The sequence below is a fragment of the Aromatoleum buckelii genome (genome assembly GCF_012910785.2).
In the GTDB taxonomy this organism is placed as follows: Bacteria; Pseudomonadota; Gammaproteobacteria; order Burkholderiales; family Rhodocyclaceae; genus Aromatoleum; species Aromatoleum buckelii.
In genome coordinates, this window is record NZ_WTVH02000001.1 from 245,783 (window position 1) to 270,130 (window position 24,348).

Annotated in this window: 17 protein-coding genes; all 17 read right to left on the reverse strand. The window is 70.0% G+C overall.

Translation table 11 applies throughout. The features are described 5' to 3' along the window. Positions 1-3: 3 nt before the first annotated feature. Complete coding sequence (locus tag GO608_RS01180; protein WP_169199555.1) at positions 4-2,241, reverse strand: hypothetical protein; 2,238 nt, start codon at positions 2,239-2,241, stop codon at positions 4-6. 153 nt (positions 2,242-2,394) lie between these two features. Then, entirely contained in the window at positions 2,395-4,179 is a 1,785-nt protein-coding gene (locus GO608_RS01185; protein WP_169199554.1) for a hypothetical protein, read from the reverse strand. A gap of 27 nt (positions 4,180-4,206) precedes the next feature. Further along, positions 4,207-6,624 carry a YncE family protein gene (locus tag GO608_RS01190; RefSeq protein WP_211159491.1) on the reverse strand — a complete coding sequence of 806 codons (2,418 nt, stop codon included), beginning with the start codon at positions 6,622-6,624 and terminating at the stop codon, positions 4,207-4,209. A gap of 24 nt (positions 6,625-6,648) precedes the next feature. Further along, positions 6,649-9,294, reverse strand: a complete 2,646-nt coding sequence (locus GO608_RS01195; RefSeq protein ID WP_169199553.1) for a phage tail protein — start codon at positions 9,292-9,294, stop codon at positions 6,649-6,651. Then, positions 9,291-11,378: a putative baseplate assembly protein gene (locus GO608_RS01200; protein ID WP_169199552.1), complete on the reverse strand. Its 2,088-nt coding sequence runs from the start codon at positions 11,376-11,378 to the stop codon at positions 9,291-9,293. The genes GO608_RS01195 and GO608_RS01200 overlap by 4 nt, the downstream gene beginning before the upstream one ends. Beyond that, positions 11,379-11,792 (reverse strand): GPW/gp25 family protein, encoded by a 414-nt coding sequence (locus GO608_RS01205; protein ID WP_169199551.1) that lies wholly within the window; start codon positions 11,790-11,792, stop codon positions 11,379-11,381. After that, positions 11,792-12,574 (reverse strand): hypothetical protein, encoded by a 783-nt coding sequence (locus tag GO608_RS01210; RefSeq protein ID WP_169199550.1) that lies wholly within the window; start codon positions 12,572-12,574, stop codon positions 11,792-11,794. Before GO608_RS01210 ends, GO608_RS01205 begins: the two co-directional genes overlap by 1 nt. Before the next feature lie 10 nt (positions 12,575-12,584). Next, on the reverse strand, positions 12,585-13,508 hold the full coding sequence (locus GO608_RS01215) for a phage baseplate assembly protein V (RefSeq protein WP_169199549.1): 924 nt from the start codon (positions 13,506-13,508) through the stop codon (positions 12,585-12,587). Between the two features lie 40 nt (positions 13,509-13,548). Next, positions 13,549-14,775 carry a phage late control D family protein gene (locus tag GO608_RS01220; RefSeq protein WP_169199548.1) on the reverse strand — a complete coding sequence of 409 codons (1,227 nt, stop codon included), beginning with the start codon at positions 14,773-14,775 and terminating at the stop codon, positions 13,549-13,551. 9 nt (positions 14,776-14,784) lie between these two features. Continuing rightward, positions 14,785-15,615, reverse strand: coding sequence for a CIS tube protein (locus GO608_RS01225; protein ID WP_169199547.1), 831 nt, complete (start codon positions 15,613-15,615; stop codon positions 14,785-14,787). Next, entirely contained in the window at positions 15,612-15,818 is a 207-nt protein-coding gene (locus GO608_RS01230) for a hypothetical protein (RefSeq protein WP_169199546.1), read from the reverse strand. The genes GO608_RS01225 and GO608_RS01230 overlap by 4 nt, the downstream gene beginning before the upstream one ends. A 10-nt stretch (positions 15,819-15,828) precedes the next feature. After that, positions 15,829-16,437 carry a phage tail protein gene (locus tag GO608_RS01235; protein ID WP_169199545.1) on the reverse strand — a complete coding sequence of 203 codons (609 nt, stop codon included), beginning with the start codon at positions 16,435-16,437 and terminating at the stop codon, positions 15,829-15,831. Between the two features lie 53 nt (positions 16,438-16,490). Then, a complete protein-coding gene (locus tag GO608_RS01240) occupies positions 16,491-18,530 on the reverse strand; it encodes a phage tail sheath family protein (protein ID WP_169199544.1) in 2,040 nt (679 codons plus the stop codon). Between the two features lie 14 nt (positions 18,531-18,544). Beyond that, a complete protein-coding gene (locus GO608_RS01245) occupies positions 18,545-18,988 on the reverse strand; it encodes a phage tail protein (protein WP_169199543.1) in 444 nt (147 codons plus the stop codon). A 10-nt stretch (positions 18,989-18,998) separates the two neighbouring features. Next, positions 18,999-22,121, reverse strand: a complete 3,123-nt coding sequence (locus tag GO608_RS01250) for a phage tail sheath C-terminal domain-containing protein (protein ID WP_169199542.1) — start codon at positions 22,119-22,121, stop codon at positions 18,999-19,001. 12 nt (positions 22,122-22,133) lie between these two features. Continuing rightward, on the reverse strand, positions 22,134-23,540 hold the full coding sequence (locus tag GO608_RS01255; RefSeq protein ID WP_169199541.1) for a hypothetical protein: 1,407 nt from the start codon (positions 23,538-23,540) through the stop codon (positions 22,134-22,136). Continuing rightward, positions 23,540-24,157, reverse strand: a complete 618-nt coding sequence (locus tag GO608_RS01260; RefSeq protein WP_169199540.1) for a Pvc16 family protein — start codon at positions 24,155-24,157, stop codon at positions 23,540-23,542. Before GO608_RS01260 ends, GO608_RS01255 begins: the two co-directional genes overlap by 1 nt. Positions 24,158-24,348: the final 191 nt, after the last annotated feature.

Genomic DNA, 24,348 nt, shown 5'->3' on the forward strand with positions numbered 1-24,348 from the left:
GTTTCACGACGTGCCGATCGCGATGAAGCTGAACGCGGTGTCTTGGGGCGACGGTGCCCCACCGCCGACGACGTCGCGCACACGCACGACGAAGCCGGCAGACGTGACCCCCGACAGCGTCAGGACATTGTCGTCGTTCAGCGAGTCGATCGGCGTGGCGACGACGATCGGCGCGCCGGAAAAGAGGGGCGCGAAGCTCACCGAGTAGTTGCCGGAGCCTGCTCCGTTCCTGACCGCGACGAAGCCGCTGCCGGTGAAGCTGCCGTCCGCCTCGATCCGGCCGAAGATCATGCGCGTCGCCGCGTTGGCGCCCACGGCGAAGAGGTTGGGCACGGCGCCGAAGAGGATGTTGCCCTTGACTTCGAGCTTCTGCACGTGCGGCACGAGGCCGATGCCGACGAGACCGTCGGGTTCCCCGCCGGGGCTAGGGTTCATGACGATGTGGCGGTCGGCGGGGCCGCCCGGGTGCGTGCTGCGCAGATACAGGTGGCTGGTCGTCGACTGCACGTCGACGGCGCTGCCGTCGGTGCGCAGCTCGAGCACGCGCGACCCGGGTGCACCGGTGACGTTCTCGACGCGCACGCGGTCGCCCTGCACGTGCAGCTTCGCTGCCGGCAGCAGCGTGCCGATACCCACGTTGCCGCCAGCCTGCAGATAGAGGCGACCGTCGGCGACGCCGGTTTCGGCGACGTTGAGCGCCTTGCCGGCCGGATCCCGGTGCAGGTTGAAGTGCCACTTGCTGGCGCCGCCGGCGTCCTCGAGGCTGATCAGCTCGTCGAAGTCCGGCGACGCAGAGGTCTGGCCGCGCACTGCGAGCGGATTGCGCGGCACGTCGGCGCCGACGCCGACGCGGTGGTTCGGCGTGACGAAGACGACGCCGCGCCAGGTGCCGGGTCCGGTGCGGTGCGCGAGGCGCAGCGAGCCCGCCGGCGAGTTCGTGAGCTGCGCGATCCACGTCTCGCCGCCGACGCCCCCGTCGAAGCGCAGTGTCGGTTGCGCGCCCGACAGGCGCAGTGCGCCGTCTTCGTTTCCGGCCCAGTCCCCCTTGACTTCGAGCGCCGCGGCGGGCGTAGCGGTGTTGACGCCGACGCGCCCCTCGGCGGTGTTGCCGGCGGCGCCGCTGACGACGACGAGGCGGGGCGCGATCGTCCCCCCCGCTTCGACCGGCCCGACGAACAGCCTGTTGTCGGTTTGGCTCGTATCGCCGATGGCGACGCGCAACTCGCGCTTGCCGTCGCCGCCGAGATCGTCGCCGAAGCGGGCGAGATACAGCGGCGTCTTGCGCTCCTCGCCGTCGCCGTCGCGCAAGTGCAGCTTGCCGCCGTTGATCTTGGCGTCGCCGCCGATGCGCAGGTTGCCTTCGACCCATACCAGGTCGTCTTGCAATGCAGCCACCTTGGCGGGGTCCGCGAGCAGCCGCACGTAGCGGTGTAGCGCCGTCGGGTCCTCGCCACGCGCGTGCAGCACGATCACGCGGGCGGCCGCCTCGATGCGCTCGGCGACGACGCCGGCGTAACGGCGCAACGCGGCGATGCGCCCGTCCACTTCGTCGGTCGCGACGAGGTCGCGTTTGGCGAAGTAGCCGAGCGCGTTGTCGCGTGCAATCCAGCGCACGAAACCGAGCGGCACGAGCCAGCGCGGCGGCTTGCCCGCAGGGAAAGTCTGGTGCGGCACCGAGGTGTCCCACAGTTTGGGCGCCGCTGCGTCGAACTGCGTCAGCGCGTCGAGCGCATCCACGCTGGCCGTACCGATCGTCACCGGCGAGCGCTGCGCGGCGGGCGGCTGCTGGCCGACGACGAAGCGGAAGCTCTCGCCGATGCGCGCCGTCTGGTCGTCGGTCGCGCAGGTCTCGAAACCGGGCTGCGGGTTGCCGGTCGCGATCTCGTCGTAAGCGATCCACACCGGCACGAGTCGCCCGGTGCCGGTGTTCGGATCGTCGAGCGCCGGACTGAACGGGATCTGGGCGAAGAGCGTTTCCGGCAGTCGCGTCGGCCGCGCTACGGCGAGCGGCCGTCCGAAGCCGTCCCAGCCGAAGCCGGGCAGCAGCGTCACGTCGACACGGTTCGGCGCGCCGGGCGCGGCGCGCTCGCTCAAGGTCAGACCGACGGCGATTCCCCAGGTGTGCGCGCCCAGCACGTGCCGCGCGTCGCCGATGCGCTGCGCATCGACGATCGCCGTCAGGTCGTCGGCGCTGAGATATTGGCCTTCGAAGAAGCGCGGTCGTTGGTCCTGGGCGCCCATGGCGTGCTCCTAGCGAGTGGCTCGGGGGGAATGCGACAGGCGAGGCAGGCGTGGCACTTTCCGCGTCGTGCGTGCCCAGGCGCCCCCCGGCGCTGCGCCGGGATGACCTTCGTTCGCGGAACGACGAGCACGGATCGGTCGCATGTGCCTCTCCTACTGCCGCTTGTTCAGCTTGTCGATCTGCTTCTGCTGCGCGGCGACGAGGCGCTCGAGGTCGGCGACCTTGCGCGAGATGTCGTTGACGTCCGCGGCCGGCCCTGCTGCGGCCAGCGGGGCCAGCGCGGAGGCGTCGGAAGCGCGCGCGAGCAGCGCCGCCCACAGCGGGTGGTGCTTCGACGCGGCGCCTTCGCTGCGCAGCGCTTCATAGTCCTTGAGCATGAAGCTCAGCAGGTGGTCGGCGGCGAGCGCGTCGGCGAGCGGGTCCCCGCCCGTTTCCGGGGACGGGGTCGTCGGCGGGCGCCTCGCCGCCGCCCTGGCGATTCCCGGCGTGCTCGCGGCCCCGCCCTGCTGGCCCGAAAAGGCGACGCCGATCATCAGCATCAGCAGCCGGTAGACGCTTCGCTCGCGCTCGTCGCCGCAGCACAGGTCGGAAATCCACTTGCGCAGCAGCCCCCACGGCAGCCACGACAGCCAGTACATGATCGTGCGCCACGTGACGAGGATCTTGCGTGCTTCCCAATTGCAGATCTCGACCACGCGGCAGGTGTCGCCGCCGACGGTGACGACCGCGAGCGGAACACAGTTGTCCGGCGACGGCGGCGGGCACGCCGGCAGCAGCGCCGAGCAGAAGCACTCGGAGATGATGTCGAGCCAGGTCATGTCGAGCGCGGCGACGTTGCCCTTGAGCTGGCGTACCTGGTCCCTGGTGAGAACGCGAGGTTCGCCGACGCGGCGAACGAACTCGCGCGCGTCGTCGTACTGGCGCTGCACGCGGGAAACGAAGGCGCAGCGGTGCAGGGAAAAGTCGGCGGCAAACTCCTGCAGCGCGGCTGCGTAGTCGGTATAGACCGACAGCGAGGCGGTGACGTCGAGCGCCTTGCCTTCGCGGATCGCCGCGCGCAGCTCCATCGCACGCGTGACGCAGCACAGCAGCCGTTCGAGCAGCGGGCCGAAGCGCGCGCGGTTCGCGTACAGCCACGCCCAGATCAGGTCGCCGGAACGCTCGCCGGCCGGGTCCGGAAGCTTCGCCGGCTTCGGCGCCGGGTAGGCGACGAAGCGGTAGCCTTCGCAGACCTGCGTCGGTTCGCATTGCGGCGCGTAGTCTTTGCGCCGCGGCGGGGCCGTCTCCCCATTCAGGCCGCAGCTGCAGTCGCCGCTCCTGCCCGGCGCTGCGCCGCTGCAGCTGGCGCAGCCGCAGCTCGTCGAACCGCCGCAAGCGCAGCGCGTGCCGCAAGGGGTGTCGCCCATCCCGAGTTGCGCGGTCATGCCGCGCACCGGCCGCTCGTCGTAGCAGATCGCCAGCACCCAGTCGCGCGCCTTGCCGCTGCAGTCCTGCGGCGGCGTGTCGTACGGCGGGTCGCACACCGGCTGGCGCGGCGCACACGTGTTGATCAGCGCGCAGAGGTCGACCGACTGGTCCGCGCAGACGACGATGTCGTCGCCGCATGGCGAGACCGCGTAACCGGTGCGGACGATGACGTGCCCGGGCGCGCAGGGGTCGCAGCCGACTTCGAGGCCGCAGGCCACGCCCCACCCATGCAGGTAGCGGTTGTGCAGGCGGTTCTTGTCGATGACGTACTGCTCGAGCCGATTGAGGTCGTCGTCCGTCAGCAGCTGTCCGGGAAAGAAACGCGGGCGGCACAGGCACTTGAGTCCGCCGCATGCCGGACACCGCGGCGTGCAGTCCTCCGCGCAGGGGTCGGGCCGCTGGCGTGCCGGCGCCCACGGGTTGACCGTGTCGAGGCGTTGCGTGGCGTCGTACATGAAGTCGTGCGACATGACGGAATCTCCGGGCGAAAATGGGAACTAGCCGCGCCTGGCGACCGCGAACCAGCTGAGGAAGGTGCCGCCCTCGATGCAGTCGCCGCTCCTGCGGCCGCCGGACACCCATGGCGGCAGGTGGTTGGCGTCGATGGCGCGCTGCCCCTTGGCGTCGCGGACGAGGTCGCCGTGCAGGCGCACGCGGTAGGTGTTGCCGGGCACGAGCGGCGGCTCGGGGTGGAAGCGCAGCGCGTTGGGCACGCCGTTGACGATTTCGCCCCCCTCTTCGCAGGGCTTGTCGAGGCGCAGCCGCTCGTACTTGCCCCGCAGCTGGCACCAGCAGTCGAGCTGCCGCTCGCGCTCGTCGGGGTCGCCGTGGATCGTCTCGACGATGAAAGCCTGCTCGAGCATTTTCTGCTTCAGGTCGGCCGGTTCGAGGTCGCCGTCGAAGGCGATCTCGATGAACGCGATGTCCTGCTCGGCGACGACGTCGGCGTGTTTCCAGTTGATGCGGCACACATGCACCAGGTCGCCGTCGCAGCACCGGGGCAGCGTCAGCGTCAGCACCTGGTTGGCGAGCGTCAGCGCAGGCGGGGTCGAGCAGTCGCCGACCTCCAGCACGACGTCGAGGACGCCCGGACTGCCATCCTGCCCATCCTGGCCGTCTGCGCCGTCCTGGCCGTCTGCGCCGTTCTGTCCCGGTGGTCCGGGAGGGCCGGGTACGCCGCCCTTCATCTGCAGGCATTCCAGCCACGCCTGCAGCGTCGCCGTCGTCGCCAGCAGCCGGCGGCCGGCGCGGTTGTCGATGCGTGCGATGCCCTGCGCGATGTCGTCGGCCGCCGCCGGCAGGTCGAGCATCGTCATGCCGGGGATGTAGTTGGCGACGGTCGCGAGGACGACGCAATCGGCAATGTCGCAGCCCGCGCAGCCGTCGATCTGGTGCACGAGGTGATCCGCGCAGTCGCTGTCGGCGAGCGCGGTGACGTCGAGCGAGGCGAGTTGCCCGTTGGCGAGGATCAGCACGATGTGGCGAACGCCGGGCCTGAGTGCGCGCGGCGCCGCAACCAGCGGCGCGTTGCCGGTCGACAGCGGTGCGAGGTCAATCGACTGCACCCAGGCGTGGCCGGTGTCCTCCTCATAGACCGTGAGCCAGGGCGCTGCGGCGGTGCCGGTGGCGGCGAGGAAGCGCGGCGTGTGTGCGACGTCGATCGTGGCTTCGAGGGTGCCGGCGGCCACGGCGATGACATGGACGCGCTTTTCGCTGCCGCTGGCGATGCCGATCATCGGCGTCAGGCCGAGCACGAACGGCACCAGTGCGACAGGTTTGGCGCTTGCCGGCAACCCGCCGAGCGGGACGACGCCGGGCGTCGTCAGATTGACGACCTGCACTTTTCCGGTCGTATCGACGAGGTAGGCGAACGTGCCGTCGCCGTTCGCGGCGAGCGTGCCGCTGCCGGCCGGCGTGGCGATCGGCGCGCCGTCGTCGGCATCGGTCACGCCGTGCGTCGGATCGGCGGCGAAACGGAACAGCTTGCCACTGCCCTGCTCGAGGACGAGCAGGGCGCTTGCCGCCGCCGACGTCGAAGCGGCGAACACCACGCTCGCTGCCGTCGATCCCGGGATTTTGCGCACCGCGCCGGCGACGACGGTCGCCACCTCCGCCCCGTCTGCGACGGCGTAGACATGGACTTCGCATTCCGTTCCGGCGTGCGGCGCGGTCACGACGAAAAAGCGCCCGCCGTCCGGGGCAAGCGCCATCGCCTTGGCGGCGGCCGGCAGCGTCACGCTGATCATGCTCCGGTGCAAGGGATCGAGCACGAAGGCGCGGGTGGCGTTGCCCGGATCGATGACCGCGACTTTGCCGGCGGCCGTCGCGCCGATGGCGCCTACGGCGCCGTGCAGATCGGTGGCGACGAAGGCGGCGAGTGCCGCGGCGTTGCCGATTTCGCCGGACACCGGCGGATCGACCAGCACGTCGAACGCGAACGACTCGAGGATGCGATTCGGCGCGCACTGGGTGTCGTCGCACCCGCACTCGTCGTACAGCACCGGCACTTCCTCGGTCGGGCAATCGCGATAACAGATCGCCAGCTGCAACGTATGCAGCTGGCCGTCGTGGGCAATCTTCTGCACCGCGGGGTGCTGCGCGATGTCGACGATCTCGCGTTGCGGCAGGAGGATTTCGCGGCCACAGCAGTCGACGGCCGTTCCGGGATCGACGACGACGTAGCGTTTGCGGCATTCGGGTGACGGGTGCTGGCGTACCGCGAGACCGCAGACAACGCCCCAGCCGTGCAGGCGCACGTTATGGTGGCGCATCTTCTCGGCGTGGTAGTGCGATTCGGTGACGAATTCGCCGGCGCCCATCATCTTCCCGGTGAAGAAATGGTTGCGCACGAACGGCTCGAACTCGCACTGCGGGCAGCTATCCGGTTCCGAATGCTGGTGTTCGTGGTGAGCCATGGTCGGGTCCTCTTCTGAGAGTTCCTATGCCAACCGGGACGACGTGCCGACCCGTGCGCGGCCGACTTCGAGCGAGGGTGGGCGCGTGCTGCCGGCCGGCGCCGACGGGGCACTCGACAGGACGGTGCCCTGGCGCAGCCGTGCCTCGTCGAGGCGTACGCCGCAGGGCGTGCGCGCGATGACCGCGTCGAGCCCGACCATCGCCTGCACGCCGACGCGAAAGCGCGGCTCGACGTAACGCACGTCGACCGCGGTGTGCGCCGGCGCTTCGCGCGCGAGCAGGTCGTCGAGCGCGCGCTTCTCGCTCGCCGAGTCGCGGATGCGCGCGGGGACGAAGACGCTGAACTTGTGCGCGGTGACGTGGAAGGGGTCGCGCAGCGGGTCGGGAACGCTGTCGAGGCGCGTGACGCCCACCTGCGCGTTGCCGCGCTCAGGGTTTTGCGAGGTCGCGCTGCCGGAGAGCTGCGAGCGGCCGACGATGCGCTTCCCCCACAGCACGGAGTCGTCGCCGAGGCGGCCATGGCATGCATAGAGCCAGCGCCGCAGCTTGAAGTGCTCGAGGATCAGCGGCGGTGGCTCGGCCGGCGTGCACGGCGGGCACGGGCCGCAGTTTCTCGGCAGCGGCAGGCAGCGCGTCTGCGGGCGCTCGGCGAGGCAGTGCTCGGCGTAGGTGCGATCGAAGCCGAGCAGCAGCAGGAGCTGGCTGCGCAGACCGTCGGGCGTGCCGCGCTGGCAGTAGAGCTTCGCCGCCTGCTTGACGAAACGACGACGGCGTTCGAGGGGCCAGTCGCGTGACAGCGTCACGCCGATCCAGTCGGCGATCCACGACAGGAAATCGAGCCGCCCGGGCAGCGCGTCGGCGGGCGCCGACAGCGGGTCGAACAGCATCGCCTCGCGGTCGACGCGTCCTTCGATCGAGCGCAGCGTCGCGTCGAAGATCGCCGTCAGCCGGTCGGTGAAGTCGGCACCGACCGGGTCGAAGCCGAAGACGCCGGGCAGGTAACGGCGCAGGGTGATGCGCGGGTACTCGACCAGCGCGGAGCCGATGCACGGCGTGACGCGGCCGTCGCCGGCGAGCTTGAGGTCGATCCACAGGAAGCGGCCAGGCGGGCTCGTGATCAGGCAGTCCCACGTGCAGGCCGACGGAATCGCCTTGTCGGGCGGCGTCATCGACGTCGAGACGAGGCGGGTCGCCCACGCGGATTCGGCCAGCGAATCGACCTCCGCCGGCGACAGTTCGATTGCCGCAGTCGTCGTGCGCACCTCGATCGAGGCGCCGGCGGGAAGGGCGCCCGAGAGCTCGATGCGATGCCATTGGCAGCCGTCGATGCCGGCGTCGAGAGCGTGCGAAAAGTAATGGCCGGTGCGCTCGTGGCGCTCGCCGTTCAGGCGCTCCTCGGGCGGCACAGGGCGTCCGTAGCGATCGAAGACGTCGGGGCCGCAGACACCGCACAGGTGCAGGTGACCGCGCGCATCGACGTGGATCGGGCTCGGCGGGAAACCTTCGACGAGGTCGGCGCGCGCTCCCGGAACGATCTCCACGCTGTCGCCGGCGATGCGGACCACGCGCGCGCCGGCGGCGATCACGTCGAACGCCGGGGTCGCCGCATGGCCGGGCTCGGGCGCGAGCCTCAGGCGCAGGTAGCGGCCGACGACGCCCGAGAACGGCAGCGGATCGACCAGCCGCGGCAGGTCGGTACCCGCGAGCCACGGCGTCCAGCGCGGATTCGCGGCATCGTTGAGTTCGACGAGCGTCCAGGGCTCGTCGCCGGCATCGATCGCGATCGAGAAGCGCGCAGCGGGGAGCGGCGCGCCGAGCTTCAGCGTGTGCCAGTGGAAGCCTGCCGAGAGCGCATCGACCTGCAGCGCGACGCGCGTTGCACCGACCGCCGTCGCGACGAACTTCGTCTCGAACACGACCGCGTGGAGCCGGTCGCGGCAGTCGACCGCGAGATGCGTGACGCCGAGGCCCGCCTTCACGGCGCCGAGCCACTGGCCGCGCGGACCGAAGCGGTCGATGCGGCCGTTCCGGGGATCGGATACGTAAAGAATGCCATGGCCGTCGACGGCGAGGCCGGTCGGGTGCCACGGCGGGCTGGGCAGCGCCGCCTGCTGGCTCGGCGGCAGGCGCAGCGCGCCGCGCGGGACGAGGCCCGCGAGGCTGACGCGGACGACGCGGCCATGTCCGCGGTCGGCGATGAACAGTTCGCCCGCGCACACGGCGATCGCCTGCGCATCGAGCAGGCGGGTGAGCGGGACCGGCAGCGCCGCGGTGATGCCCGCCGCGCCGCGGTCGAGGCAGCCGGTGGGGTCGGCGGCGGTCTGCGTCGTGCACGGCAGCGGCTTGAAACGGCAGCAGCACGGGTCAAAGCGCGTGAGCGCGCCGGTCGTCGGTTCGAGCAGAAGGATGTCGCCGCTCGGTGTCTGCACGACATTCGGTGGCGGCTTGAGCCCGCCGAAGCTGCCGTCGGGTTCGCTCAGCCAGCGCGCAGTGGCGGGAGCGGGAGCGAGGACGAGGGCGCGCGTGCCGCCGTCGATGTCGACGCGCTCCGCTCGGCGCAGACGCCAGCCGATCGCAGGGCGCGGGCCGAGCCGGCCGGCGAGGAGCAGGGAGTAGGGGTCGTGCGGCGGGGCCGGCACGGGGGGCAGGCGCGAGACGTCGGTGCTCATCCGCCCGCTCCTTCGAACTCGAACGCCGTCAGCACCTCCACTCGCAACGCCGCGACTCTCACCAGCGCATTCGGCGCGAAAGGCGAGATCGCCACGTCGCGGCACTCCGGTTGCTCGTCCCCCTCGACCGTCAGCACCAGCCGCGGCACGCTGTCGACGCCGACGACGGCAAACACCTGCTGCACGATCTTCGAATAGCGCAACGCGCCGCCGAAAGGCCACCCCGACCCGTCGTCGCCGCCGAGCAACGGATGCAGATACGTCGCCAGCGCCTTCTCGACGTTCTGCTTCACGACGGCCGGATCGGCGTTGTCCTCGACGACCACCTGGGCGTCGATTTCGACCGCGACATAGCGCGGCGCGACGACGAACAGTTCCGTCGTCAACAGCCGCCGCGCATCGAGGTACGCGCAGACGGTGCGCAGCAGTCCGTCGCTCGGCAGCGGATTCGGCCCCGCTGCGTCGGGGACGACGATCACCGTCACCGCGCCGGGAACGGCGACGCCGGGAAAGCGCGGATGCGTAAGAGGCAACGCCTTGGCGCGCTTGACGTTGCCGGCCTGCTGCGCGAGCAGCTCGAAGTCGTCGACGCTCACGGCGCGTTCTCGCGCGCGCAGGGCGCGACGTGCGCGCACCTGCGCCTCCTCGAAGCGCTCCTCCTCGCGCCCGCCGTAGGCGGCGAAGACGTTCGTGGTCTTTCCGCCGTCGAGGCCGTCGATCGGCGACAAGAGCGTCGCGATCGTGCCGGCGGCGACGTTGCCGCGCTTGCCGCCGCCAAAGCGGTATTCGACGGCGACGACGTTGGTATCCGGGTTGTCGGCGTTGGCGACCGGAATCTGGCCGTGCTCGCCGTCGCCGGCGCGCACCTCGCCGCTGGTCCAATTCACCGCCAGCACTTCGTCGGTCGGGCCGGCGCCGAACAGGTCCTCGGCGATCGCCCAGCGGCGTGCAGAGGCGCCGGGCGCCGCGGCCGCGTCGTCGGCGATGCCTTCGTCGATCTCGATGACGAGGCTGCCGTGCACGATCGGCGTGTTTTCAAGCTGGAAAGTCTGGTTGCGCGCGCCCGTCGTGCCGCCGAGGATCTCGCGCTGCACCGTCTGCGCCTGCAGCGCCGGCACCGTGTTCGTGCGCACGGCGGCGAGACGCGGCGCGCGTTCGTACTGGTTGCGGGACAGGCGCGCACGCAGCCAGAACAGCGGCTCGCGCGGCTGCTTGGTGACGGGGTCGATGGCGTCGTACTCGCCGAGGAAACTTCGCGCCAGATTGAGCTTGCTGTCGATGCGCAGCATGATGTGGCCGGTGCGCGTGAAGGCGAGCGTCTCGTCGTTGAGCGCATCGACGCGCACCCATTCGGCGCCGTCCCAGCCTTCCCACTCGAGCTTCGCCGCGGCGAACGCACGCGTCGGCCGTGCGCATTGTACGGTCAGGGATTGCGTCGGCTGCTCGAAGGCCCAGAAAGCGAGGTCGAGGCTGAGCGTCGGAAACTGATCCGGCGTGGGGTAGGTCGGCGGGAACCCGAAGCCGAGGACGAGCGCCGCATCGTCGCGCGGCGCGTCGCCGAACGGCGCGAAGCCGGTCGGGTTCGGCCGGAGCGGCGTTGGCGAGACGCTGGAGTTCGCCGCGCTGACGTCGTGGTAGACGGCGCCGTCGTACGCCTGCACGGCGAGCAGCCTGCATGCGACCGCGGTCAGCGGCCGCTCGGTCTCGAACACGATCGGCGGACCCTCGTCGGACGGCGCACTGACCTGCGTGCGCGCCGGCACGATGACGGTCGGCAGCGGCCACGCCTCGTCGACGGCGAAGCTGACGTCCGCGCGCGCCGGCAGCGCCGGCATCAGCTCGATACCGATCAGCTCGAGGAACTTCACATAGTTGAGCTGCGGCACGCGTGCCATGCGAAAGAGCAGCATCTCCGACAGCCAGGCGAAGACGTGCGCGAGGATCATGCCCGGGTCGTTGTCGTTGACGTCGTTCCACTCGGGCTTCCACTCCGGCGTGTAGCGCGCGATGCGCGAGCGGATCTCCGCGACGATGTCGCTGTAGCGGCGGTCGTCGATGACGGGCAGGGCGTCCTTCAGCGGCATTTATCTCGACTCCCGGATGTAGAACGGATAGACCAGGTTGCCGATCGAGTTCGTCTCGCGCACGCGGTAGTTGATGCGGATGAGCAGCAAGTTCGGCGCGTCGAGGGTGGTTTCGGCATGCACGTCGAGCACGTCGATGCGCGGCTCGTAGCGCGTCAGTGCCTGGCGCACGTCATGCACGACGAGCGCCACCGTGCGCGAGTCGTTGGGCGCGAACAGCGTGTTGTGGATGCCGCAGCCGAATTCCGGCAACATCGGCAGCTCGCCCGGAACCGTGGACAGGACGATGACGATGGCTTCCTCGATGCGCTGCTCGTAGCGCGCCTGCGCGATCCGGCCGCTTGGCGTCACCTGCAGCGGGAAGCGCCAGCCGACGCCGAGGAATTCGCGATTCGTGCTGCGTTCGCCGTCCATCACAGCTCCTGTTTCGGCCCGCCGCCCTGCGGCTGGTAGCGGATGATTTCGGCATCGAGCGGGCCGGCGAGCACGATGCTGCGCCCGGGGGCTGGCTGCAGCCGGATGTCGCCGTTGTCGAGCAGCACGATGCGCGCGCGCACCGCGCCGTCGGGCGCGCAACTCGCGATCTCGACCTCGCGGCCGCTGTTGGCACGGATCTCGACGAAGCCCGCTGCCGCGAGCGCGGAATCCTTGAGCAGCAGGCGCGCGCGCTCGCAGGTCTGCGCGTCGCCGGTGTCCAGGCTCACGGCGAAGCGTTGGGTGTCGGCGAGGCTGGCGAAGACGAGGTCGGCGGAGGGGTCGCTCAGGCCCCGATAAACGCCGCCATCGCGGTGCGCCTCGACGAACGCGCGCAGCCGGTAACGCGGATTGCCGCCGGTCGCCTTGGCGATCTTCGGCGCGCCGTTCCTGTCCTTCGCTCCTGCCGCGACGAGGATGCCCTGCCATGGCAGCGCCGCGCCGGCCTTGAACACCAGCGGCAGCGGCGGCAGCGGCGCGAGCGCGTCGAGGTCGAGCGGCGCCGGCCCCCAGCGTTGCTCGGCGTCGTTCCAGATCTCGTCCGCGCCGGCGGCGGCGCGGTACAGATGCACGCCGATCCTGTCGATCGCGTCGCCGGCGAGCGCGGTGCCGTCGGCGAAGGCGAGCGGCGCAAGGCACACGTTGACGACCCTCTCGATCGTCGGCGGCGCGTCGGGCGGATCGAGCGGTAATTGCGGCACGGGGATCGAGAGCGGGAACATTGCGTCGCCCCTAGATCAGGTTGCCGAGTCCCGGCGTGTACAGCGGGCTGACGACCGCGCCGGTGACGACGGCGGAGGCCTGCACGACGCCGGAGAACGTCGCGACGCCGCTGGTGACCGACAAGGCGGTCGCAGTGATGCTTGCCGCACCGCCCGCGGTGAGCGCCACCGCGCCGCCCGCGGTGATCGTGGCCGCCCCGCCGACGGTGATGTTCGCCGCGGCGCCGACCGTCACGTTGGCCGCGCCCGCGGTCGTTATCGACAGCGCGCCGGCGGCGTTCACCGTGACGCCCGCGGCGCTGACGTCGATCGTGTTGCCGGCGCCGACGGAAATCGACAGCGACGGCTGCGGCGTCGCGTTCATCGTGATCGTCACCCCCACGCCGGAGCCGGCCCTGAGCTCGACCTTCGTCGCCGCCGGGTTGTCGTCCATGAGGACTTCGTTGCTGCCCGACTTGATGCGCACCTTGCCGAGTCCCTGCATGTCGTCGAGCAGCACTTCGCGCCCGCCGTTGCTCTTGATCATCACCTGCGGCCCGCTCGCCCTGTCCTCGAATGTCAGCGAATGCTTGCCGTTCGATTTCAGGATGACCCGCGTGTCGTCCTTCTTGTCCTCGAAGCGCAGCTGGTGCCCGCCGGGCGTGACGATGACGCGCATGTGCGCTTCGGTCTCCGGGGACACGTGTTCGCCGTTCCACAGGAAGCCGACGATGTACGGGAAGCCGAATCTTCCTTCGCCGAAGCAGACGAGCACCTCGTCGCCCTTCTCCGGCATGAACAGCGCGCCGCGCCCCTTGCCCGACATCGGCGCGGCGATATACGCCCACGGCGACTTCAGGTTGTCCTCGATGCTCTTGTACCTGACTTTGACGCGCCCCTGCTTGGCATCGATTTCCTCGACGAAGGCGGTGACGACACCGGTTCCCGTAGTCATGAACGCCTCCCTTGGCCTGCCGCCCACTCCGTCCGTTGCGTCATACCGCCCCCTCGTCGTTGTTCTCGCGGCGCGCAGTGAATTTGGTCAGGTAGCCGCTGTCGTTGATCGTGTGCGTCGTCTTCGTGACGAAATAGACGCCCGAGAAGCGTGCGCCCAGGCCGCGGATGCGCACGCGCTGGCCGGCGCGCAGGTCGGGCAGCCCGACCGTCGTCCCGGTCGCCTCGACCATCTGCTTGAGGCGCTCCGACAGCAGCGCGGCGGCGCGGTGGTCGGCCTGCTCCGGCGTGTACTGCGGCTCGTTGACGACGACCTCCTCGCGCGGCGTGCAGCCGGGCGGATCGAGCAGGTGGATGAGATCGGCGTTGACGCGCAGGTCGGGGTGCTTCAGGTCGGCCTTCTTGCGCACCGACTTGTTCGTCTGCCGGTTCCAGCTGCGCACTTCGATCGACTTCACCTGGTTCGCCGTCGATAGCTTGGGGGTGAAGTCGATCAGCGAGATGCCCCACTTCAGTTCGTAGGTGACGTCCGGCACCTTCGGGTTCTTCGCGTTCGACGGCCCGAAGTGCAGCACTTCGCGCGGCGGCTTGCCCTTGCCCTGCGGCTCGAGGTCGACGTAGACGACGTAGCCGACTTTCCTCGCCTCGAGCAACAGGAAGTCGATGTCGTACTGGTTGTCCTGCGCGATGTAATCGAGCTTCGGCTCGCGCCGCTTGGCCTGCGCGTCGGTGCGGATCGGCAGCGGAAAGCGCTTCTTGCCGTTGTCGGTGCGCCGGCCGATGTCCTCGGCGACGTCGCTGATCTTCCTGTTCTCCCAGTGGTCGCGGTACTGCTTCGTGCGCAGCTTGAACAGCACGTTGAGCGCGCGCACCGTGAGCGTCGAGGCGCCCCCCGCGGGAAAGCTGGGTTCGAGGCTGGTCGATGTGCCCTTGACGATGCTCAGCAGGTTCGAGCCGTAGCCGAGCTTCAGCTCGAAGTCGGCGAGGCACGGCTCGAACAGGCGCTGGACCTGTTCATCCGGGCTCGCCCCGGTGAGCTTCGCCTGCTTTTCGCTGCCGACGTACTTGAAATTCTTCGTCATGTCGTCCCAGTTGTTGACGGTGATGTCGAAGCTGTCGATCTCGGTCGTCGAGTCGTTGTAGCTGACCTGGATGACGTCGCGCAGCACCGCCGGCGGCAGCGATTTGCCGCCGACGTGGATCTCGAAGCGCGGGACGTAGAAGTCCTCGAAAGTCGCGGAGGCGTCCTGCAGCGTCGTCGCAGGCATGTCGTTGTCCTAGGTCAGGGGCGGAATCGTCAGGAAGACGCCGGGCGTCAGCCGACGCGGGTCGTCGATGCCGTTGTTCTCGGCGATGGGCCGCCATTCGGATGGCCGGTCGTAGTAGCGGTTGGCGACGCTCGCCAGCACTTCGCCCTGCTGCAGGGGATGGACGTGCGTGCGGTCGGGCGAGCTCAGGTGCAGTTCGAGCAGCTGGTCGCGCAGGCGCTTGTACTCGCGCAGGCTGACCGTCAGCGTCGCGCGCAGCGGAATGCCTTCCGGCGAGAACAGCGTGAATTTCTGCTTGATGCTTTCGATGATGCAGCGAAAGCCGTTGCGCCGCTGGCTGCCGAGCGGCGGCCCGACGACCGACTGCGCCGCTGCTCCAGTGCTGCCGGCGGCCTGCACCGCCGCGCCCACGGCGGCCCCTGCGGCTTGCGCCGCGCCGCTGACCGTCTGCGTCAGCGCCGCGGCGACGCTTCCCGGCGCGCCGCCGATGTGCGTGCCGGCCATCTCGTGGCTCCAGATGAACTCGACGATGGGCGGCGCGTGCCGCTTCGGCTCGATCTTGATCAGCTGGTAGATCTTGTCGGTCTCGGTCGTCACGCTCGTCGCGCCCGCCCCCATGCCCAGCTCCGTGGTGTCGAAGAACAGCTCGAGCGTGAGCTTCTCGGCGTTGCCACGGACGAACTGCTGCAGCGGCGCGTCGAGGCCGGGGATCTGCACCTCGCCGATCTGCGCCGACTTGTCGAACGAATACTCGGTCGGGTTGTACTGCACGGGGATGTCCTGCGGCTGGTCGAGGCCGAACCAGTAGACGCGGAAGATCGCTTTCGCCGGCTCGTTCATTTGTGCTTCTCCTCGCAGGCGTTGCAGCCGCCGCCGATATGCGTGTCGCGCCGGTGCGCCTCGCGGTCGCGCTGCTCGCTCTCCATCGCCGCCATCACCGCAGCGACGATGCGCTCGAGGATCGATGGCGTCAGCAGCGACTCGCTGTCGACGACCCGCATCGTTCCCGTCACTTCGCGAATCCGGATTTGCGGGGCTGCCATGGTCATCGCCTCACAGCAGGTTGCCGATCGCGCCCGGCGTGCTGCCGGCCGCCGCGATGCTCGCGCCGAAGCCGCCGCCGGCGACCGCCGAGGCGAGCGCGGTTGCCGCGCCGACGAAGGGCAGCTGGAAGATTCCTTCGTGCGTGATCTCGATCGACTCGATCGCGACGCTGTTCTGCATCGCGTTCATCTGCGGACCCGAGTACTTACTCGGCAGGCCGCGGCGGAAGAACCAGACGTTGTTCGGCACGTGCAGGTCGCTCAGCAGCACGATCAGCCCGTCGCGGCGCTTGCCCTTGCCGATGACGAAGCCGTAGTGCCAGTCCCACAGCGTGTTGCCCGAGCCGATACCCTTCTTCAGCGTGATCGCCGACCATTCGACGCGGTTCGGGAACTGGCGCGTGAAGCCGTTGGCGCCGCCTTCCTTGTACGGCTCGGGCTTCATCGTCATTTCGATCCCCGAGCACTCGGAGAAGCCGCCGACGGCGACGTCGAGCGCCGCGGACAGCGCTGCCGAACCGATCGTCGCCAGCACGCTGCTGGTGTCGAGCAGGCTGACGACGAAGTTGTGGTTGAGCACCGGATCGGCGCGCAGCGCAGTAGGGGCGAGGAGGGCCATTGCTCTGTTGCTCCGTTACAAGTGGACGGTCGGCGGGGGGACGGGATACCGGTTCATGCGCCCTCCGTCGCGGCAAAGCCTTCGCCGCTGACCGCGAAGCCGCTCGCGTCGCGCCCGATGCGCAACACGATGAACTCGAACGGCACGGTCGCGGCGACGCCGACCTCGATCAGCAACTCGCCGCGGTCCCTGGCGGCGGGCGGATTGTTCGTCTCGTCGCAGCGCACGAAATACGCTTCGTCGGCCGAGCTGCCGACGAGCGCGCCGTGCGCCCACAGCTCGCGCAGAAACGAGCTGAGGACCAGCGTCAGCTTGGCGCGTGTGCGCCAGTCGTTCGGCTCGAACACGGCCCACTGGATCGAGACGTCGATCGCCTTCTCGATCATCGACATGAGGCGGCGCACGTTGATGAAGCGCCAATCGCTGTCTGACGACAGCGCGCGCGCGCCGAGCACGCGCACGCCGCGCCCCGGGAGCGCGCGCACGACGTTGAGGCCGAGCGTGTTCAAAACCCCGTGCCGTTCCTCGTCGAACGCGAGGGTCGTGTCCTGCACCCATTGCAGCGCGACGTTCGCCGGCGCGACATGCACCCCCGCCCGCAGATCGATCGCCGCGCATTGCCCGGCGACGTGGCCGCTGGGCGGAATCGCCCGCGTCAGCGCGCGGGCGCCGCGCGAGCGCAGCGGGTCGACGACCGCGAGCCACGGTGCGTAGAGCGCCGCGAACTTCGTCTCGAAGCGGCTGCGCCAGGCACGCAGCTCATTGACCGAGTAGCTCAGTTTCGCGCACGCGTCGAACGGCGCGTCGAGCAGCGCGAGGCGGTCGCGCTTCTTCTCGCAGTGCCCGACCATCGCCGCCTGCACGCGGTAGATGTCGGCGAGCGGGAAGCGCGGCGGCCTGTCGCCGACTGGCGGCGGCAGCGGGCTCGCCGCCGGCGGCGACACCGGGATGCAGCGGTCGACGACGCATTCGGGCGGCGGCAGCGTGCCATGCGGCGGGCGCGGCTGGATGTGGATGTCGGGCACGGCGACCAGCGCGATTTCATCGACCGCTTCGAGACAGGCGAGGCCGCGGCGCATCGCGGCAGCGCTCTCGGTGTCGGTTCCCGGCGGTGCGACCGCCCCGATGAAGTCGTCGGCGACCAGCGCAGCCAGACCATCGGCACCGCCGCGCAGCGGCATCGGCGCGGCCGGCGCGGCGCCGCCGACGCTGACGAGCGGGCGCAGCGCGTCGCGGCGCGGCTGGCTGCGCAGCTCGCGGATCACGACCACCGGCGGTGCGACGGCGCCGCGGTTGCGTGCGACGCGGAAGTAGTCGAGCGCGAGATCGGCTTGCGGGGCACGCGAGCCGTTCTCGTCGGGGCGGCGCGTATCCGGCGTCTGCCACGGCTGCTTCAGCACCAGCGGCCCGTAGCGGCCGGCCTCGGGAATCAGCGACAGGCCGTCATGGAGCGCGACCAGGCGGCCGCCATCGAAAACCTCCAGCGCATAAGTGATCGTCTCGACGCGCAGCGCCGCGTTGGCCGGCAGAAGCGCCAGCGGCGCGCCCAGCACGAGGGTATGGGACGCGGCCTCGACGGCCGCGACGCGCGCCGTCTCGACGAGCGCCCCGGCGCGGCATTCGACGAGCGAAGCCGCGGCGAAGCCGGCGCTGTCGGCGACGTGCACGCGGGCGAGATCGACTGCGTCGACGATCGCGCGCGTCTGCGCCCGGCGCTGCTCGGTGACGCGCAGTGCCAGCGCGTTGCCCCACACGCCGGGACTCGACGCGTCGATGCGCCACGCTGGCCCGGCCGCGTCCTCGAGCGTGAGCCCTGCGGTCGACGCCGCGTCCGACGCCACGCGTACCGCCCACATGCGTCGCCCGCCGTTCTCGAAGAACGCGCGAGCCGAGTAGGCGAGGTAGCCGTTGTCGATCGGCTCGCCGAACCACGCCTCGAACTGGCGTGCCGACTCCACCGGCACCGCGATCCCAGGCGGCCCGCGCCGGGTGAGGCCGACGAAGCCGGCGATGTCGGTGCGCAGCGCCGCGATGCCGCCGCCGGAAGCGTCGGCCCGCTCGTAATGGACGCCGGGAGTTTCGTAGATGCGCATGGTCGCGACCCGGATCACATCTCGAGCGTCAGCCCTTCATGCACGAGCTCGAGCGACTCCATTGCCACGTCGTTCGACGACGCTTTCAGCGCCGGGCCTTCGATCTTGTTGATCCACGCGTTCTCAGCGTGCCAGCGCAGCACCGGCTGACGCGCCTCGTTCATCAGCACGATCGTCACGTTGCGCCGGTCGGGGACGCCGTTCATGATGTTCACGTACCACTGCCACAGTTCCTTGTCCTGCGTGTAGCCACGCTTGAGGGTGATGTTGGTGTATTTCCTGAGGCCCATCAGCTTGCGCACGTTCGACTGCAGGTCGGTGCCCTCGCGGTAGTCGACGCTGTCGCCGTCGGCAGTCAGCCCGCCGACCTCGGAGAAGGCGCCGCGCGAGACGTTGTCGATCTCAAGCGAGAAGTTGTAGCCGCGGACGGGGTCGTTGCGCTGGTCGGTCGCTGGCATGTCGTTTCTCCTAGTCTTCGGCGTGCGCCGTCCACAATCCGATGCGGACGATGACGAACTCGGCCGGCTTCACCGGCGCGACGCCGACCAGGACGATCAGCCGGCCTTGGTCGATGTCGGTCTGCGTCATCGTCGTGCGGTCGCACTTGACGAAGTAGGCCTCCTCGACCTTCGTCCCTTCGAGGCCGCCGTTGCGCCACACCAGCGTCAGGAAGTTGCTGATCGCGCGGCGCACGCGCGCCCACAACGGCTCGGCGTTGGGCTCGAAGACGACCCACTGCAGCCCGCGGTCGATCGACGCCTCGATGAAGATCAGCAGTCTTCTGACATTGACATACTTCCAGTCGGAATCGCTGGTGATCACGCGTCCGCCATAGACGCGGATGCCGCGGTTGTTGGGGCGGAAATCGCGGATGACGTTGATATTGACCGGGTAGGGGTTGAGGATGTCGTGCTGCTCCTTGTTGAGCAGCCGCTGCAGCCCGACGACGCCGCGCACGACTTCGTTCGCCGGCGCCTTGTGCACGCCGCGCTCGATGTCGGTGCGCGCAAAGATGCCCAGCACGTGACCGCTGGGCGGTATCGGGTAGTCGGCGACCGCCGCGAGGTTGGTCGGGTACGGGTCGGGGATCAGCAGCCAGGGGTGGTACAGCGCCGCATACTTGGTGTCGAACTGCTGCCGCTGGGCCTGGATGTCGCTCATCGAATCGGCCGGCGGCGGCGCACCATCGAGCGCGACGAAGCGGTAGCGCATCAGCTCGCAGTGGTTGATCAGCGCGCTTTGCATCTGCACGTTGGTGCGGCCCGGCGCCGCGACGATGCTGATCTCCTCGACGTTGCGCAGCGTGAAGAGCCCCGTGCGCTGCTCGGGGTCGACGCTGTCCGTGCCGATGTACGTCGCGTCGGTGATGCCCGGCACCATGTCCGTGCCGTTGCCGAGCGGCAGCAGCACGAGCCGCGGCGGTACGCCCGGGCGGACGTCGTAAGTGGCGACCGGTCCGGGGCGCACGCCCGTCGACGGCGCCACATCGAGGACGCGAATGTAGTCCGACTCGCCTTCGGAGCGGCGGTCGGCGCGGCGCAGCGGCCGGCCCGCGTCGTCGAAGGTGGTGGCCGTCGTCGTCATGTTCCACGTCGTCCCGACGACGCGCTGGAAGTAGCGCGAATGCCGTGGGTCGAGCGACAGGCCGGCGAAGACTTCGCGGTCGATCGCGGTCGTGTCGCGCGCCGGATACGCCGCGTCAGGCTGGCGCAGCAGCTCGACGACCAGACGGTACTCGCGGCTCCTCACCGCGTCGCCGGCGACCACGATGCCCGGCAGCGGCGTCGATGCTTCGAGCGTGATGAGGAAGTCGTTCTGGCGGTCGATCGACAGCACCTTCAGCGGCGTCGTCGTGTTCGTCGAATCGGTGACCAGCAGCTCGCTGCCGGTCTCGACGCCGGCCGCCGAGTTCAGGCGCAGGCGGTTGCCGGGCAGCACTTGGCGCACGCGCGTCGTCAGCAGCGGCGCGTCCTGCGGCGGGTTCATCGCCTCCATCGCGACGCGCAGGCGGTTGCCCCACGCGCCGGCGTCGAGCGCCCGCACGAGGATCATCGGGTTGCGGCGGGCGACGAGCGCCCCTGCGCCGTGCGGCTGCGTCAGAGGATTGACGAGCGTCAGCGTCTGCGGGGTCACGGCCGCCGGCGCACCGGCAACGACGTGATAGAACGGCCCGCCGGCCAGCGGTTCGATGCGCAACGCATCACTGGCAGCATAGCCGCCCAGGGCGACGACGACGTCGGGCGAGCCGACCGCGGCCGCCAGCGCGACGACGGTGTTGAGGGTCGCCGCGGTCGGCGGAGCACGTCGTGCGACGCTGGCGCCGCTCAGGTGCTGCACGCGTAGTGGCGCGCGCAGCACCACGTTGCCGGCATCGGGTGCTGGCAGACGCGCCGGCAGCGCGACGATCTCGACGAACTCGGTGTCCCCGAGCGTGCCGATCTCCAGCATGTCACCGACATTCATCGTCGTTCGGTCGAGCACGGCGATCGTCGTCGCCCCAGGGGCCGCGTTCGCGCCGAGCGTCGTCGCTGCGGACGCGGCGCCGAGCGTGACCTCCGAAACGCGCGTGCCCACCGGATAGTCGGCGTACGCCGGCTGCGACAAGGTCAGCCGCGTCAGCGCGCCGATGCGGCGGTACTCGACCCGAGCCGGGTCGGGATGCGCGAATCGCACGCCGTCGCCGGGGGTCGTCAGCCCGGCGTTGCTGTTGACGAGCACGACCGCGCTGCCCGGCGCGACTCCCGCCCCGGGCGCCACTTGGCGGGCGGCGGCGACGGCGCCGATCGCCTGCCGGCGCAGCTGCGCCGCCGCAGCGTGCGCGAGCAAGAGCGGGGCGCGCAGGTTCAGCCGGTTGCCGGCGACTGGCCCGGCGGCGACGACCAGTTCCTCAAGGTCGCCGGTGTCGATGCGGAAGACGTCGCCGGCGGTGATCGCCGGCGCGAACGCCCCGGCGCCGAGCAGCACCGAGGTCGCGCCGATCGCGGTGGGGGAAGCCAGCGACGACGAATGCGACGCCGGTGGCGCGGCGTCGGTGATCGGCAGCTGGTCGACAGCCTGCGGGCTGGCGTGGTCGAACGACAGGGGCAGATGCAGCGTCACGGTATTCGCGGCGACCGCGGGGGCGGCGACATCATCGAATTCGGCGCTGATGCCCTCGCCGAGCTGGAGCGTATTGCCGACGAGAAACCCCGGGTCGGCGTCGATCGTGATCGTCGTCTCTGTCGGCGCGGACGGCACGATCAGCCGCGCCGACAACGGTGCAGCGAGGTCGGGCGCGACGAGCTGACGATTCGCCGGCAAGGCCTGGTCGATCTCGAGCACGCGCGTGACATAGACGCGCTTGCCGCCGTTGATGAAGAAACCCTCGACGCCGTGCGGCAGGAAACGGTGTTCGCCGTACACCGCGGCATTGAGGCCCTGTCCGAACCAGCGCTGGTACTCGCCGTAGCTGGTGACGAGAATCGGCACGTGCGCCGGGCCGCGCTCGGCCACGCCGATCATGCCGGCGGTGCTGGTCGACACGCCCTCGATCGGCTTGCTGCCCGTGTCGACTTCCTCGACATAGACCGCGGGGGACAGGTATTCGGGCATCGAGGTTCTCCTTCAGCTGAACACGATCGAAACCAGGTTGTCGGCCATCTGCTCGAGCGCGAAGTCGAGCTGCTGGTCCGGGTGCGGCGGGCGGCGCGCGAACAGTCGCAGTTGGGCGATGCGCGCAAGAGGCGGCCACACCGTCCGCCCGTTCGCGTCGAGCACCGTCTGGTGTGTGAAATTGACGCCGTCCCACGCCGGGTACTGCGTCGCGGTGTAATACGCGGCGTGGGGGGTCAGGTGCTCGATGGCGATCACGCTCGAGGTCGGAAGCGCGCCGATTCCGGCGGCGAAGACGACTGCGTCACCGGGCAGCGCCTCGCGGCTGACGTTGCCGCCGGGGGTTGCGGCGCTGACGGCGAGGTCGCTCACCGGCTCGGTCACGCGATGAATCGCCGCCGTGGGCGCGGTGAGGCGGATCGTCACCGCGGCGTTCGGGTCGGCGACCGGGCCGAAGCCGGCGCTGACGACGATCTCGACCTCGGGCAGCAGGGGATCGCCGAGGCGCAGCAAGTCGCCCCCGGCCGGATTGAGCCCGGCGTTCGGCGCCACCGTGATCGATGTCGCGCCGCGCGGCGCGAGCTCATGCAGGTGGCGCGGCGCACCCGACGCGGTGAGTGTGCAGCGGTGGATCGGGGCGCCGACAGGGTGCGCAAACCGCAAGCCGGGCTCGACCGCGCAGAAATCGCCGGCAACCGGAGGCGAAGTCTGCGTGTCCGGGTATGCCAACCAAATTCCGGCGATGCCGATCTCGGCACCGGTCGCCGCCACCATGCTTGTCGGGCTGCTGCGCCGGCGCATCAGAACGCGCAGCGCGAGCGGCGCTGCACGGTGCAGCGGCTGCGTGGGCAGTGCAAGCGGCACCCCGCTGACGCGCGTACCGGACGGACGGAGGACTTGCGGGCCGTCGGCGATCGGCACCGTCGCCGGTGCCGGCGGCGGGGAAACGACGTTCGTGAACTGCTCGGCTTCGATCGAGGCCGTGCGCTCTAGCAGCACCCCGCGCCCAGGTCGAAACTGCAGCGGCGGTACGGTGTCCGGCGGCAGCACGTCGAGGCTGGCGGCACCGGGGTTCGCAGGGGCGTTCAGCGCGCGGCGGGCGGCGTCGATCGCCGGCGTCAGGTCACGCGGCAGGTAGCCTGCAGCCTCGACGCTCGCGCTCAGTGCGCCCGGCATCACGAGCGCCGCCGAGACGTCGCGTGGCCGCGCGACGAGTCCGCAATAGCCGCCTTCGGCGATCCGTACCGTGGCGCGGCGCAGATTCGTCGTCAGCCGGATCCGGTTGGCCGGCGGCGCCAGCGTCAGCTCGTCGATGACGCGCGTGCGCAGCACTGCCCAGATTGAAAGGTCAGCGGGCGGCGGATCACCGTCGGCGATGGTATAGCGGATCGAGTCGTGGACGACCTCGCGACGCGCCATCAGCTTTCGCTCCCGACGATCACCGCCTCGTCGCTCCGCACCGACTCGACGAGCGGCGCGGTGAGCGGGTCGGCGCCGCTATCGATATTGGCCAGCGTCACTTCGTACGAGACCGCGAGCTGGTAGGAGCCTTCAAGTGCCTCCCAGACTCGCGTTATTTCCTCAATGTTCAGGGCCTCGAGGTGGATGTGGATTTCGGCATCGGTGCCGGCGAACTCGGCGCGCAGCAAGGCGCCGGCGACCACCGGATGCGTGTGGAAGAGCTGCAGTGCGCGGCCGAGGATGCGCTGCTCGGTGTCCGGGATCCCGGGGGCGAGCGGCGTAAGCAGGTAATGCAGACGGACCGGCAGCGGCGGCGGCACGAGTTCGGTGGCGCCGCCCGGCAGGGTGCGCACGCTCGGCGGCTCGTTGAGCCGGAATTCGTCGCGGGCGATCCGGTAGAGCCAGACCGACAGCCCCTGGCGCCCGGCAGCCACCATTTCCTGCGGGGTTTCAAGCGAAACCGTCGTCGTTCCGGTGAAGAACGTTGCCAGCCCGCTTGGTCCGACATCGGTCGTCATCGAATCCAACAATAATTGGCGCAGCGTTTCGCTGGTTGCGGCAAGGCTTGTGTACATTTATTCGGCGCTCGAGAAGGGTTTGCACGAACAGCACCCACCGAACCTGCTGTTGCATAGCGCATGCCAGCGCGAGACGTGACGGAAGGCGGAATTTCAAGCCGAGGGGGCGCAGCACCGGGCAAATTTGTCCGCGCGCCGCCGGGCGGTCTCCTGCAGTTTCGAGCCAATGGCGCGAGGGCGGACTAGGA

What these genes read in the sequence shown, in the direction of transcription:
- GO608_RS01255 (WP_169199541.1), bottom strand. Translation starts at nt 23,540, where the DNA reads ATGGCGCGTCGCGAGGTCGTCCACGACTCGATCCGCTATACCATCGCC.
- GO608_RS01225 (WP_169199547.1), bottom strand. Translation starts at nt 15,615, where the DNA reads ATGAACGAGCCGGCGAAAGCGATCTTCCGCGTCTACTGGTTCGGCCTC.
- GO608_RS01240 (WP_169199544.1), bottom strand. Translation starts at nt 18,530, where the DNA reads ATGCGCATCTACGAAACTCCCGGCGTCCATTACGAGCGGGCCGACGCT.
- GO608_RS01190 (WP_211159491.1), bottom strand. Translation starts at nt 6,624, where the DNA reads ATGGCTCACCACGAACACCAGCATTCGGAACCGGATAGCTGCCCGCAG.
- GO608_RS01260 (WP_169199540.1), bottom strand. Translation starts at nt 24,157, where the DNA reads ATGTACACAAGCCTTGCCGCAACCAGCGAAACGCTGCGCCAATTATTG.
- GO608_RS01215 (WP_169199549.1), bottom strand. Translation starts at nt 13,508, where the DNA reads ATGACTACGGGAACCGGTGTCGTCACCGCCTTCGTCGAGGAAATCGAT.
- GO608_RS01180 (WP_169199555.1), bottom strand. Translation starts at nt 2,241, where the DNA reads ATGGGCGCCCAGGACCAACGACCGCGCTTCTTCGAAGGCCAATATCTC.
- GO608_RS01195 (WP_169199553.1), bottom strand. Translation starts at nt 9,294, where the DNA reads ATGAGCACCGACGTCTCGCGCCTGCCCCCCGTGCCGGCCCCGCCGCAC.
- GO608_RS01200 (WP_169199552.1), bottom strand. Translation starts at nt 11,378, where the DNA reads ATGCCGCTGAAGGACGCCCTGCCCGTCATCGACGACCGCCGCTACAGC.
- GO608_RS01220 (WP_169199548.1), bottom strand. Translation starts at nt 14,775, where the DNA reads ATGCCTGCGACGACGCTGCAGGACGCCTCCGCGACTTTCGAGGACTTC.
- GO608_RS01205 (WP_169199551.1), bottom strand. Translation starts at nt 11,792, where the DNA reads ATGGACGGCGAACGCAGCACGAATCGCGAATTCCTCGGCGTCGGCTGG.
- GO608_RS01185 (WP_169199554.1), bottom strand. Translation starts at nt 4,179, where the DNA reads ATGTCGCACGACTTCATGTACGACGCCACGCAACGCCTCGACACGGTC.
- GO608_RS01210 (WP_169199550.1), bottom strand. Translation starts at nt 12,574, where the DNA reads ATGTTCCCGCTCTCGATCCCCGTGCCGCAATTACCGCTCGATCCGCCC.
- GO608_RS01250 (WP_169199542.1), bottom strand. Translation starts at nt 22,121, where the DNA reads ATGCCCGAATACCTGTCCCCCGCGGTCTATGTCGAGGAAGTCGACACG.
- GO608_RS01245 (WP_169199543.1), bottom strand. Translation starts at nt 18,988, where the DNA reads ATGCCAGCGACCGACCAGCGCAACGACCCCGTCCGCGGCTACAACTTC.
- GO608_RS01235 (WP_169199545.1), bottom strand. Translation starts at nt 16,437, where the DNA reads ATGGCCCTCCTCGCCCCTACTGCGCTGCGCGCCGATCCGGTGCTCAAC.
- GO608_RS01230 (WP_169199546.1), bottom strand. Translation starts at nt 15,818, where the DNA reads ATGGCAGCCCCGCAAATCCGGATTCGCGAAGTGACGGGAACGATGCGG.